Consider the following 12,071-nt stretch of genomic DNA (forward strand, 5'->3'; position numbering starts at 1 on the left):
CACGGTCTAATTTGAAGACTTAGTCAATATTAACCAACCGTTAATATCAGCCTACCGTTCATAAAAACCAACGCGGTAAACGTATGCAAGAAGGAATATAACATGCTAAACACACAACCTCTGGTTTCCGCAGCAACCGCATTACCGGGAAATGCTGACCCAATCCGAATCACTGAGCGCCATTTCGTCAATCAGACCGACTTGCTAGATTCCCCTACTGGTTCTCAACAAGAAGTCCTGCTTGGTATGGGATGCTTCTGGGGAGCTGAGCGTTTGTTTTGGCAATTGCAAGGGGTTGTCTCTACCTCAGTTGGTTACTCAGGTGGATACACAGTCAATCCAACCTATGAACAAGTATGCTCAGGGCAAACTGGCCATACCGAAGTGGTTCGTGTGATTTTTGACAGCAAACAAACCTCTTTAGCTCAAATACTAAAGACCTTTTGGGAGCGTCATGACCCAACTCAAGGCATGCGCCAAGGCAACGACTTGGGGACTCAATACCGCTCCGCAATCTACACCTTCAGCGAAGAACAACAAGCTATTGCTGAGCACTCTAAGCAAGAATATCAAAGAGCAATGACTGAATCTTTAGGCAACGAGATCACAACGGAAGTTCTACCGGCAGGAAAATATTTTTTTGCAGAAACCTACCACCAGCAATACCTAGCCAAAAACCCTAATGGCTATTGTGGGTTGGGCGGAACAGGGGTTTGCTTTCCTCCACAATAACTTTCAGTTCGGGTAATAAACGAAAACGATACTCATTAAAAAAGGGCTTCCATTCGGAAACCCTTTTTTGTTGTTGGTTTATTTGAAGCTCGATAAATAAAGGTCGGTTATACCGGCAGAGCAGCAATCGTGCCGTTAACTTCTTTAAAAATGGTGAGCTTTTGCTTGTCTGACACTTCAGGAAGAAGCACCTTGCCTTGGTCGAAGCGAAACTCTCCGATACCTTCGATGGCAAACTGGCCTTTGAACAGGACTTTAACGAAACGCGCCACCTGATGTGGGCGATAAGTCGAAAATTCTCTTAACATAATACAACCTCAATTCCATTTGAGTACTACAGTCAGGCACCTGAACATATCCTAGTTCAAAGCACATTTAATCGCTAAATCCGTTAGCAAACAGCAAGATAATCTATTATTTAACTTGCTATCAATGCATTATACCTTTTGGCAACAAGTGTGCAACTTATTTCAATGCCGTAGGATAAAAAGTTAAAGAGGCATTTTTCAAATTTCATATTATACTTCCAATGCAAACCAATAAGCGGAACAAAAATATAATGAAAAACAAAATTCTACTGGCTTTTTTAGCCGCAGCCTCTCCACTCTTCGCCAATGCTCACAATCTATCTGTAGGTGAAACTCTACCTGCTGTCGATGTTAGCAACTATGGTGAAATTGTTATAAATGACGGAAATACCGCCTATCAAGCTTGGACAACCAGCAATCTCCTAGGTAAAGTTCGCGTCGTTCAAGCTATTGCTGGCCGCAGCAGCTCTAAAGAGCTCAACGCCCCATTAATGGCAGCGATTACCGCATCGAAGTTCTCAGAAGACAGCTACCAAACCACAACCATTATCAATCAAGATGATGCGATTTGGGGGACCGGGTCTTTTGTTAAATCGTCTGCCGAAAGCAGCAAAGAAGAGTTTCCATGGTCTTCTATGGTGTTAGATGAAGACGGCGCAGTCGCGTCTTCATGGGCTCTGCAAGAAGATAGTTCTGCGATTATCGTTCAAGACAAACAAGGTAAAATCTTGTTTGTTAAAGAAGGGGCGCTTAACGAATCAGAGGTCACACAAGTTATTGGACTGATTAAAGCGAACCTTTAATCAGATATTCGCGTCTTTTTCGAGACCTGACCAAAGGATATTGTTATATTATAACAGTATCCTTTTTTAATGCTGTGGTTAATCATCCTGATGTGGCAAAACACACCTAATAATGTGAAACGCAAAACAGGCTTCTTGCTTGGGCTAATGCTCATGTTAAGCGTGCTAGCAGCAACACATATTGTGGATATTGACCCCGAGCATCACACTTCACATCACTGTGAACTGTTTTCGATAAACCAATTCATTACGGCACACTCACTGTCATTGATTCCAGAAGTTCATTCTGAATTTACGGTTGCTATAACAGAGCCAATACGCTCGTTGAAGCGTCTGTACTTCTCTTACTTGGCACGTTCTCCTCCTGTAAAGATCCTTAATTACCACTATTTTTTAATTAATCTTTATTCAGGAAAAAAACATGAAACCTTCTATTTTAGCCGTTGTTATCGGCATGACTGTCTCGACTAATGTTCTAGCAAACGAAGAATTCCGCTCTCATGAAGCACACGTACATGGTCAAGTTGAAGTAAACATCGCTCAAGATGGACAAGAACTGCTTGTTGAAGTAACAGCGCCAGGTGCGGATGTGGTTGGCTTTGAACATGCTCCAGAAACTACTGAGCAAAAGAAAGTGTTTGAGCAAGCTATCGCACAACTAAACAAGCCAGACGAGCTGTTTAGCTTTAACAATGCGAGCTGTACGCTGAAATTTAAATCGGTGACTAACACGCTAGAACACGATCATGACGACCACAAAGGCCATGACCACGCAGAACACGATCATGACGACCACGAAGGCCATGACCACGCAGAACACGATCATGACAACCACAAAGGCCATGACCACGAAGGCCATGACCACTCAGAAGGCGGCCACGGTGAGTTCACTGTCGAGTACCACTACCAATGTTCTGACATTGAAAAACTGGATACCGTGAATACTCAGTGGTTCTCTAAGTTCAGCAACACAAAATCAATGACTGTGAACCTGCTAACTGACAGTGCTCAAATTCAAGAAGTACTTAACGCAGATCGTATTAGTTTTCGATTCTAATTAGCATTAGATTGAATTAAACGTAGATAAGCAGCCAAGTAAGTATTCACTTACTTGGCTGTACAAATCGGTGTGCTCTGGGAATTTATTATTCTAATAACTGTCCAGTAGAGACACCGCTTTAATTATTGGAGCTAATATGTCTTTTGACAGTTCATCACTTGTGGTCAAACTCGAAAATATCAGCTTTCGTTGGAAGCCTGAATTACCGACAACGCTAGAAATCCCCTCTCTACAAATTCAATCAAAAGAGCACCTTTTCATTAAAGGGCCTAGTGGTTGCGGAAAATCAACATTGTTAGGGCTACTGACCGGAATCAACCAAGCAGAGCAAGGTGGAGTCTCTATCTTAGGCCAAGATCTTACTCAATTGACACCTCGCCAAAGAGACAAATTCAGAGCCGATCATATTGGTTATATATTCCAACAATTTAACCTGCTTCCTTACTTGTCTGTCATCGACAACGTGACGCTTCCTTGTCAGTTTTCTAAGATTCGTAAGCAGCAAGTCACTGAAAGTCAGAACAGCTTGCAAGCAACCGCTCAAGAGTTGTTGCTCAGATTAAAGCTACCTCAAGCTCTAATGGACAAGCCCGTTACCGAGTTGAGTATTGGTCAACAACAACGTGTTGCTGCCGCTCGTGCTTTGATCGGCCAACCCAAAATCATTATTGCCGACGAACCGACATCGGCTCTGGATCATGACAACCGAGAAGCCTTTATCGAACTGTTGCTAGAACAAGCGAATCAGGCGGGTTCTACCCTGATCTTTATCAGTCACGATCCAACACTAGAAAAACTGTTCACTCGAACCATAGATTTAAAAACCGTTAACCAAGCTAAGGTTGTCGTATGAAAGTCATTACTCACTTAGCCTTAAAAAGCGTACTCAACCGTAAAGCCACAGCCATTCTGACTATTCTCACTGTGGCGGTGTCAGTCATTCTATTACTCGGTGTGGAACGTGTAAGAACCGAAGCTAAGAGCAGCTTTGCGAATACGATTTCAGGTACTGACCTTATCGTCGGTGGCCGCTCTGGTCAGGTAAACCTGCTGCTTTATTCCATATTTAGAATCGGTAATGCGACCAACAACATCGACTGGAAAAGCTATGAAGAATTTAGCCAGCACAACGCTGTAAAGTGGGCGATCCCAATCTCATTGGGTGATTCACATAAAGGCTTCCGCGTAATGGGTACCAATCATAGCTACTTCGAGAATTATCGCTATGGAAGTAAGCAACCACTTACTTTTCAGCAAGGCAAAGAGTTCAATCAGCTATTTGATGTGGTGATTGGTGCCGATGTCGCGAAGAAGTTAGATTACAAGATTGGTGATCACATCATTCTGGCGCACGGTATCAGTGATGTCGCCTTCAGTCGCCACGACAACCTGCCCTTCACCATTGTCGGAATACTCGCGCCAACCGGCACACCAGTAGATAAAACGGTGCATGTTTCGTTAGAGGCCATTGAAGCGATTCACGTTGGTTGGGAATCGGGGGCTAACCTCGGGCACACACCGAATGCTGAAGCGCTAAAGCAACGTGACTTCCAACCAAAGCAGATTACCGCGATGATGGTTGGCCTTAAATCGAAGATCCAAACCTTTGCACTGCAACGAGAAATCAATAACTACCGCCAAGAACCTTTAAGCGCCATTATGCCAGGCATTGCGCTTCACGAATTATGGGGAATGATGGCAGTAGCAGAACAAGCACTACTGATTGTTTCAGGGTTTGTTGTAATCGCGGGACTGTTAGGGATGCTGAGTAGTCTACTCACTAGCTTGCAAGAAAGACGTCGAGAGATGGCCATTCTGCGCGCGATGGGAGCAAGGCCTCGTCATGTGTTTGGTTTACTAATCAGTGAAGCAAGTGCCCTAACCTTCCTCGGTATCACATTGGGTGTTGCCGTGTTGTTTGCCTTGATCGCAGTAGTTGCTCCTATTGTGCAACAAAGTTATGGTATCAACATATCGATATCCGCCATTACATCTCATGAATGGAAACTGCTCATGTTGGTACAAACCGCAGGAGTCATCATCGGCTTTATTCCCGCTTTCCGTGCATACCGTCAATCATTGGCAGATGGCATGACCATTCGAATCTAATTAGGAACCTATGATGCAACGCAAACTTCTACTGATACTTGGGCTACTTTTGTTCCCATTGATCAGCACAGCTCACGCTGAAACCGCGCCGACTGACGAATCGGTATTAACTCTGGATTGGATTGATTTGATTCCGGAATCAGAACGTGCTCAGTTGGATTCGTTCGGCATGCCGACAGTTAACCACGACAGTATGGACAAACCTCAACAATCGACACTTGGCGCAGTTCGTCCGGAACTGAATGGCAGCAAAGTGAAAATTCCTGGTTTTGTGATTCCACTAGAAGGTGATGAGAACATGATCACAGAGTTTTTGCTGGTGCCTTACTTTGGCGCATGTATCCACGTGCCACCGCCGCCGCCAAACCAAATTATCTACGTAAAGTTTCCACAAGGAGCACCAATACAACAGTTATGGGATGTGATCTATTTAGTAGGTACGCTGAAAACAGAGTCACTAAGCCACGACTTAGCTCAAACAGGTTATCTTATTGAAGGCACAGCGATTGAAGAGTATGACGATATGTAGCCATTAGAAGGGTGGCTCAAGGATGAGCTACCGTCACCGAACAAGTGATATTATTCAATAACAGTTTAATAACTAGAATTTTAATCTAAATTATACGATGTAATTAGACATGTAAGCTAGAAAACCAACATAAGTAACGAGTAATACCCCTATGCCAAGCTTTTTCTTCAGCTTATTATCATTAACTTGATTCATAAATCCCCCTTGATAATTACAACAAATTTAACATTTTATTATCATTATCAAAAGTAAAATTTTGTTGAAGTCTTCAACTCTGCACGCAAAATCTAGCCACTAATAAGATAAAGAGTTACATTTTAGGCAGTTAAATCGTCTCCTACGGTACTTTTATGTCTGAAACCAAACAACCAGTAATTATTGAGCATGCAAGTGATACACAGCATAAGCATGATAAAAAGCCTCATATTGCCGACAGTGCAAGCAGAATGCTGCATATCGCACAAACCTTCGGCTTAGATTCCTTAATCAGTCATAGTGTAAAACCAAACGGTAAAGCTGAGAGCACGCTTATCGAACGAGCCCTATTGCGTGAGAAAAAACGTAAGGAGCTGCGTCAAAAGAATCTAGAGCAGATTCTCAAATTGGCGCACTCTTCCTGTAAGGATGAAGCCGCGGGAGACCCGGATCAGGACTGGCTATACCGTTTTTTCGATATGGCGCAAGAGATCCATAATACATCGATGCAAAGACTCTGGGCTCAGGTGTTAAAAAGAGAAGTTACCAATCCAGGCTCAACCTCGATGAAGGCGCTGAAAATATTGCAAGACATGACCCCAAAAGAAGCATTAACTCTGCAAAGAGCAGCTTCACTGGGCTGCAGTTTTGGCAGTGATAACAGCAGGAAACTATTACTTGGTTTTAAATCCCATGCAGGAATATTCAGCTTTGGTAAAAGAGACTCCACCAACACTATCAACCTAGGTGGACACAATCTGCCCTACTCTAGCCTGCTTCACTTAATTGAGATCGGTATCATTCTAGGTACTGAATTAGAGTCTGGTGAAATTGATTTCGATCCAGCGTTACACTTGGCTTACCAAGGTAAGAGCATGTCACTGGCACCTATATCAAAAGGGGTTAAGCTGGTTTACTACCGATTTAGTCCAACAGGCAATGAGCTGTGTACCTTACTTGGCAACAAACCCAACATGCAGTACTACGACCAACTGATTACTCTGTTGAGCCAAAAATTCACGGTACAGACAGAAACGAAAAGCACCGTAAACTACACTGTTTAACAATATGATTGAAGAGATAGGCTTGCAGTCTCGACACAACCAAGGCTACGTTACTGAAAGGGACATTCAATACATGGCTAAGTAAGCGTAGTCTCAGTCATACCACTCAACTCAATTGGCTAAAATGTTGCGCTTCTCTAAAGCGTCAATACACAATTCTACTAACTCATCGAGTGTTTTCTCTCCCGCGGGTAGATCTATCTCAGGACTCTGCGGCGCCTCGTAAGCTGAGCTAATGCCAGTGAAATTAGGGATTTCTCCAGCGCGCGCTTTCTTATACAGCCCTTTGGGGTCACGCTGCTCACACACCTCAAGTGGCGTATTTACAAACACCTCAAGAAACTCACCTTCCGGCAATAAATCACGCACTAACTGCCTTTCCGCTTGATGTGGCGAAATAAACGCTGACAACACGATCAAACCTGCATCTGCCATCAATTTAGCGAGTTCACCAATACGACGGATATTCTCTCGGCGATCTTGCTCAGAGAAACCAAGGTCACTACATAGCCCATGACGAACATTATCGCCATCCAACAAATAAGTATGATAACCAAGCTGTGCCAAACGATTCTCTAGTGCCCCTGCGACTGTCGACTTTCCAGAACCAGACAACCCCGTGAACCAGAGCACGGCGGACTTTTGTGATTTCAAATCAGAACGGAATGTTTTATTAATCGAGTGTTGGTGCCACACAACATTCTCATCTTTTGGCTTGAGTACTGCGGTCATAATGAGTCCTTTAAATAAAGAGCATTAAAATGGGAAAAAGTAAGGAATTAAGGTCAAGACCAAACCCGAATAGACAATCGAGATTGGAATGCCGATGCGCAGATAATCCGTGAGGTGGTAATTACCTACGCTATAAACTAGCAAATTGGTTTGGTAGCCATATGGCGAAATAAAACTGGCACTCGCTCCAAACAAAACCGCCATAATGAACGGCATTGGGTCGACACCATAGCCAACAGCCATGCTGTAACCAATAGGAAACGAGAGTGCTGCGGCCGCATTATTGGTAACCAGTTCAGTCAACACCAACGTCATAAAGTAAGTCGCGACTAACGCACCAAACACGCCCCAACCATTAAAGGCTTCCATAAACATCAGCCCCATACGCTCAGACAGACCCGATGAAATCATCAGTTGAGCAATCGACAGCGCTGAACCAACAATCACCACAATATCAACGGGAAAACGTCGGCGAAGTTCACCAAGCTGTACCACTCCAAAGGCCACCAGCAATAAAAGAAAGACAGCTAAGCCTTTAATAATAGGTAGTACGTCAGCAAGTGCTAGGCCAATTACACTGGCGAAGCCAAATAGAACTAACGTCGATTTATCCGCATCAAGCTTGGCACTCGAATCTAGGTCATTCATCAACACAAACTCTTTGTTGTGTTGCTGACGCTGCTCTTCAAAACGTTTTCCGGGAACCAAAATCAAGGTATCACCAGCCGTTAAAGTGATGTTGCCAAGGCCACCTTCAAGGCGCTCATGGCCACGACGAATAGCCACTACAACCGCATCGAAACGGTCTCTAAACTGACTGGTTTTCAGGGTTTTGTTACAGAAGCTGGCCGAAGAGCTCACCACAACTTCAACAAAGCTCTGGCCATTAAGGTGATGTTGACCAAACAGAGTCAGCCCTTGGATTTCTTGCAGTGTCGCTACGCTCTCGACGTCGCCACAAAACAGTAATCGATCACGAGCTTGAAGAATAAAATTAGGGTCAATAGACGCGGTGGTTTTACCGTCTCGAATCACTTCCGCTAAGAAGAGTTTTCTCAGTGCTCTTAGGTTGTTCTCACTAACACTGCGGCCAACTAACGGTGAGCCCGGTTCAACTCTGGCTTCTAAGAAGTAAGGTAGATCATCTTGAGATCCATCATCGTAACTGGGTAGAAAGTAGCTTAGAGGAATAAGGATCAACACACCACCGACCAAGACTGCCAAGCCAATTAGGGTGGGTGTGAAAAAATTCAGGCTCGGTAATCCCGCATCTTCAACAAAGCTATTAATGATCAAGTTGGTTGAAGTGCCGATCAATGTCAGCGTGCCACCTAATATGGCAGCGTATGACAACGGGATAAGCAATTGGGAAGGCGCATGTTGCTGATTACGTTTAATCGCACCGATCAGAGAAACAACGACTGCCGTGTTATTGGTAAAAGATGAAAGTAACGCGGTGGAAATACCCAACTTCGCTACTACTGTACCTAGCCGACCTTCAGATATATTTCGGCTAACCCAGCTGATTAAGCGAGTTTTCTCCAACGCACTTGATGCGAGGATCAGAAGAATTAAAGTCAGTAACGAGGAGTTAGTGAAGTTATTAGCCAGGCTCGACAAGTCAATCAGTCCTGCCATAAAAGCAATAAACGCCGCACCAGCAAAGATAAAGCTCGGCTTAATACGGGTTACGAGTAGGCAAGTAATGATGCCAAGCAAAATCGCTAATACAAATCCTTGTTGCCACATATACCCGTCCTTTATGGCGGAAACGATGGGTTTCCGCCTGATTCAATAAGCGATGACTTGGTCGTTATGACTTCAGTAGTTGGCTTAAATCTTTGGCATCCCAATGAGGGAAATGTTTGCGAACCAATGCGTTAAACTCAAGTTCAAATGCAGAGAAGTGACCAGCTTGCTGTTCAACTGAGCCCAAACGGTCTCGAATCAAACCAGCACCAACCGTAACGTTAGTCAGACGATCAATAACGATGAAGCCTCCGGTATCAGCACTTTCACGATATTTATCCAGCGCAATGGTCTCGTTCAGTGACCACTCACACAAGCCAATACCATTCAGCGGTAACTCGTCAACTTCGTGAGTCGACAGGTTGTTGATGTCGTATTGGTGACGAACCGCTTCAACCTGACCGACGGTTTTCTTGCCTGCGATTTTAATGTCGTAAGCTTTTCCCGGTTGCAGTGGTTGTTCTGTCATCCACACGATATCGGCTAATACGTGGTTGGTTGATTCAATTTGAGCGTTTTCCAACACAATCAAATCACCACGACTGATATCGATCTCATCTTCAAGTGTCAGCGTGACTGCTAAGCCCGCTTGCGCAGATTCCAAGTCACCATCAAAGGTAACAATACGTGCAACCTTAGAGCTTTTACCTGACGGCAGAGCCTTGATTTCATCACCGACACTCACACGACCAGAGGCAACAGTGCCAGCAAAGCCACGGAAGTCTAAGTTAGGACGGTTCACATATTGCACAGGGAAACGGAACTCACCTGCAGAACGCTTTTTATCAATATCGACGTTCTCTAACACTTCTAATAGAGATGGACCTTCGAACCATGCGAGCTCTTTACTTGACGTTGCTACGTTAATGCCTTCAAGCGCCGAAACTGGCAAGATCTGAATATTGGTTTCGCCTTCTAGGTTTTCAGCAAACTCTAGATATTGATCACGAATCTCTTCAAAACGATCTTGCGAATAATCCACCAGATCCATCTTGTTCACTGCAACGATGAAATGTTTCAAGCCAAGCAGGTTAGAAATAAACGAATGGCGACGTGTTTGATCCAACACGCCCTTACGAGCATCAATCAAGATCACTGCCAGATCACACGTTGAAGCGCCTGTTGCCATGTTGCGCGTATACTGCTCATGCCCTGGGGTATCAGCAATAATGAATTTACGTTTTTGCGTCGAAAAGTAGCGGTAAGCTACGTCGATCGTGATGCCTTGCTCACGTTCAGCCTGCAAGCCATCAACAAGCAGTGCCAAGTCAGGCTTCTCACCTGTGGTGCCCACTCGTTGGCTATCTGAGTGAACCGCGGCTAGCTGATCTTCATAAATCTGTTTTGTATCATGGAGTAAGCGACCGATTAAGGTACTTTTACCGTCATCTACTGAGCCACAAGTTAAAAATCTAAGCATAGATTTATGCTGATGCTGACTTAGATAACCTTCAATTCCTAGTTCAGCCAATTCGGCTTCTACTGCACTATTCATTTTTCTTTCCTTAGATTCTTAGAAATAACCTTGGCGCTTTTTCAGCTCCATAGAGCCCGACTGATCATGGTCAATCGCTCGACCTTGACGCTCACTGGAGGTTGCCACCAGCATTTCTTCAATAATGCCAGTGAGCGTATTCGCCTCAGATTCAACCGCTCCAGTTAGTGGGTAGCAGCCTAAAGTACGAAAACGAACGCTTTTCTCTTCGATCACTTCACCTTCTTGCAACTCCATACGCTCGTCATCGACCATGATCAGCATGCCATCACGTTCAACAACAGGGCGCTTATCCGATAGGTAAAGTGGAACAATATCGATGCTCTCTAGATAGATGTATTGCCAAATATCCAGTTCAGTCCAGTTTGATAACGGGAATACACGGATGCTTTCGCCCTTATTAACCTGACCGTTATAAGTGTGCCAAAGCTCTGGACGTTGGTTTTTTGGGTCCCACGTGTGGTTCTTATCGCGGAAAGAGTAAACACGCTCTTTTGCTCTAGATTTTTCTTCATCACGACGCGCACCACCAAAAGCAGCATCGAACCCATACTTGTTTAACGCCTGCTTGAGGCCCTGAGTTTTCATGATGTCCGTATGTTTCGAAGAACCATGTACAAATGGGTTACAACCCATCTCGATACCTTCAGGGTTTTTATGTACCAATAAATCAAAGCCATACTTTTCTGCTGTACGGTCACGGAATTCGATCATCTCGCGGAATTTCCAATCCGTATCAACGTGTAATAATGGGAATGGAATCTTTCCTGGGTAAAACGCTTTGCGAGCTAAATGAAGCATCACAGAAGAATCTTTACCGATGGAGTACATCATCACTGGGTTATCAAACTCAGCCGCCACTTCACGGATAATATGGATACTTTCCGCTTCTAGCTGTTTTAGGTGGGTTAAACGTTCTTGGTCCATTACAGTGCTTCCTTTAAGGCTCGCATAACGAGCAATTCATTACTTGTTCTTGCCAAGTAAGGGATTTAACTCATCCACTTCAGTGAATAGGAGTATTGGCACTAGAAGAAAAAGAAGCTTCGTTTTGAGCTGTCCTTGCTATTCATCTGCCTGATACGTCCTTGACTTAGGCATTATGACGAGCCTCTCATATTACTGGAAATTCTAAAATTTCATTCTTTATTCGAAAAGCTGATAAGGGACTGCATTTATCGATAGATAGACCTATTAAATCGATATCAATTATTTGTCGATTTAACAGATTTGGGAGGCTCATTGCAGAGCAGCACAAAGTAATCGATCTAAGTCACGGATTAAAATTAGCTGTA

The 12,071-nt window shown here is 44.0% G+C and carries 12 protein-coding genes and 1 pseudogene; 8 read left to right on the forward strand and 5 right to left on the reverse strand.

Features of this window, described 5'->3' with window-relative positions:
• The first annotated feature begins 102 nt into the window (after positions 1 to 102).
• Positions 103 to 732 (forward strand): peptide-methionine (S)-S-oxide reductase MsrA, encoded by a 630-nt coding sequence (gene msrA / locus WR49_RS14185; RefSeq protein ID WP_046224456.1) that lies wholly within the window; start codon positions 103 to 105, stop codon positions 730 to 732.
• A 107-nt stretch (positions 733 to 839) separates the two neighbouring features.
• Here the strand turns inward: msrA and WR49_RS14190 are convergent, their stop codons facing one another.
• Positions 840 to 1,040: a DUF1107 family protein gene (locus tag WR49_RS14190; protein WP_017055346.1), complete on the reverse strand. Its 201-nt coding sequence runs from the start codon at positions 1,038 to 1,040 to the stop codon at positions 840 to 842.
• 251 nt (positions 1,041 to 1,291) lie between these two features.
• Here WR49_RS14190 and WR49_RS14195 point away from each other — a divergent pair, with 251 nt between their 5' ends.
• The 7 genes and pseudogenes from WR49_RS14195 to WR49_RS14220 all read left to right on the forward strand — a co-directional run bounded on the left by WR49_RS14195 (position 1,292) and on the right by WR49_RS14220 (position 6,800).
• The gene (locus tag WR49_RS14195; protein ID WP_046224480.1) at positions 1,292 to 1,843 is read left to right on the forward strand and encodes a YtfJ family protein; all 552 of its coding nucleotides are present in this window, start codon (positions 1,292 to 1,294) and stop codon (positions 1,841 to 1,843) included.
• A 90-nt stretch (positions 1,844 to 1,933) separates the two neighbouring features.
• A pseudogene (locus WR49_RS21080) lies at positions 1,934 to 2,218 on the forward strand (DUF2607 family protein); the annotation flags it as partial.
• 46 nt (positions 2,219 to 2,264) lie between these two features.
• Positions 2,265 to 2,900, forward strand: coding sequence for a zinc uptake protein ZrgA (gene zrgA, locus WR49_RS14200; protein ID WP_046224457.1), 636 nt, complete (start codon positions 2,265 to 2,267; stop codon positions 2,898 to 2,900).
• 139 nt (positions 2,901 to 3,039) lie between these two features.
• Complete coding sequence (locus WR49_RS14205; protein WP_046224458.1) at positions 3,040 to 3,756, forward strand: ABC transporter ATP-binding protein; 717 nt, start codon at positions 3,040 to 3,042, stop codon at positions 3,754 to 3,756.
• Positions 3,753 to 5,012, forward strand: a complete 1,260-nt coding sequence (locus WR49_RS14210; RefSeq protein WP_046224459.1) for an ABC transporter permease — start codon at positions 3,753 to 3,755, stop codon at positions 5,010 to 5,012. Before WR49_RS14205 ends, WR49_RS14210 begins: the two co-directional genes overlap by 4 nt.
• A 13-nt stretch (positions 5,013 to 5,025) precedes the next feature.
• Entirely contained in the window at positions 5,026 to 5,541 is a 516-nt protein-coding gene (locus tag WR49_RS14215; protein WP_046224460.1) for a DUF3299 domain-containing protein, read from the forward strand.
• Positions 5,542 to 5,891: 350 nt separating this feature from the next.
• Complete coding sequence (locus tag WR49_RS14220; RefSeq protein ID WP_046224461.1) at positions 5,892 to 6,800, forward strand: TIGR03899 family protein; 909 nt, start codon at positions 5,892 to 5,894, stop codon at positions 6,798 to 6,800.
• A 111-nt stretch (positions 6,801 to 6,911) separates the two neighbouring features.
• On the opposite strand, the gene cysC is transcribed toward WR49_RS14220, so the two are convergent.
• The 4 genes from cysC to cysD all read right to left on the reverse strand — a co-directional run bounded on the left by cysC (position 6,912) and on the right by cysD (position 11,739).
• Positions 6,912 to 7,532 (reverse strand): adenylyl-sulfate kinase, encoded by a 621-nt coding sequence (gene cysC / locus WR49_RS14225; RefSeq protein ID WP_046224462.1) that lies wholly within the window; start codon positions 7,530 to 7,532, stop codon positions 6,912 to 6,914.
• Between the two features lie 24 nt (positions 7,533 to 7,556).
• Positions 7,557 to 9,281, reverse strand: coding sequence for an SLC13 family permease (locus WR49_RS14230; RefSeq protein ID WP_046224463.1), 1,725 nt, complete (start codon positions 9,279 to 9,281; stop codon positions 7,557 to 7,559).
• Positions 9,282 to 9,345: 64 nt separating this feature from the next.
• Positions 9,346 to 10,776, reverse strand: coding sequence for a sulfate adenylyltransferase subunit CysN (gene cysN, locus WR49_RS14235; protein ID WP_046224464.1), 1,431 nt, complete (start codon positions 10,774 to 10,776; stop codon positions 9,346 to 9,348).
• Positions 10,777 to 10,794: 18 nt separating this feature from the next.
• Positions 10,795 to 11,739, reverse strand: coding sequence for a sulfate adenylyltransferase subunit CysD (gene cysD / locus WR49_RS14240; RefSeq protein ID WP_261382954.1), 945 nt, complete (start codon positions 11,737 to 11,739; stop codon positions 10,795 to 10,797).
• Between the last annotated feature and the right edge of the window lie 332 nt (positions 11,740 to 12,071).

Origin of the sequence: Vibrio sp. ECSMB14106 (assembly GCF_000972265.1) — a bacterium.
Lineage (GTDB): Bacteria > Pseudomonadota > Gammaproteobacteria > Enterobacterales > Vibrionaceae > Vibrio > Vibrio kanaloae.

Bases quoted from the DNA above. Each gene is read 5' to 3' on its own strand.
- msrA (WP_046224456.1), top strand. From the start codon at position 103: ATGCTAAACACACAACCTCTGGTTTCCGCAGCAACCGCATTACCGGGA.
- WR49_RS14190 (WP_017055346.1), bottom strand. From the start codon at position 1,040: ATGTTAAGAGAATTTTCGACTTATCGCCCACATCAGGTGGCGCGTTTC.
- WR49_RS14195 (WP_046224480.1), top strand. From the start codon at position 1,292: ATGAAAAACAAAATTCTACTGGCTTTTTTAGCCGCAGCCTCTCCACTC.
- zrgA (WP_046224457.1), top strand. From the start codon at position 2,265: ATGAAACCTTCTATTTTAGCCGTTGTTATCGGCATGACTGTCTCGACT.
- WR49_RS14205 (WP_046224458.1), top strand. From the start codon at position 3,040: ATGTCTTTTGACAGTTCATCACTTGTGGTCAAACTCGAAAATATCAGC.
- WR49_RS14210 (WP_046224459.1), top strand. From the start codon at position 3,753: ATGAAAGTCATTACTCACTTAGCCTTAAAAAGCGTACTCAACCGTAAA.
- WR49_RS14215 (WP_046224460.1), top strand. From the start codon at position 5,026: ATGCAACGCAAACTTCTACTGATACTTGGGCTACTTTTGTTCCCATTG.
- WR49_RS14220 (WP_046224461.1), top strand. From the start codon at position 5,892: ATGTCTGAAACCAAACAACCAGTAATTATTGAGCATGCAAGTGATACA.
- cysC (WP_046224462.1), bottom strand. From the start codon at position 7,532: ATGACCGCAGTACTCAAGCCAAAAGATGAGAATGTTGTGTGGCACCAA.
- WR49_RS14230 (WP_046224463.1), bottom strand. From the start codon at position 9,281: ATGTGGCAACAAGGATTTGTATTAGCGATTTTGCTTGGCATCATTACT.
- cysN (WP_046224464.1), bottom strand. From the start codon at position 10,776: ATGAATAGTGCAGTAGAAGCCGAATTGGCTGAACTAGGAATTGAAGGT.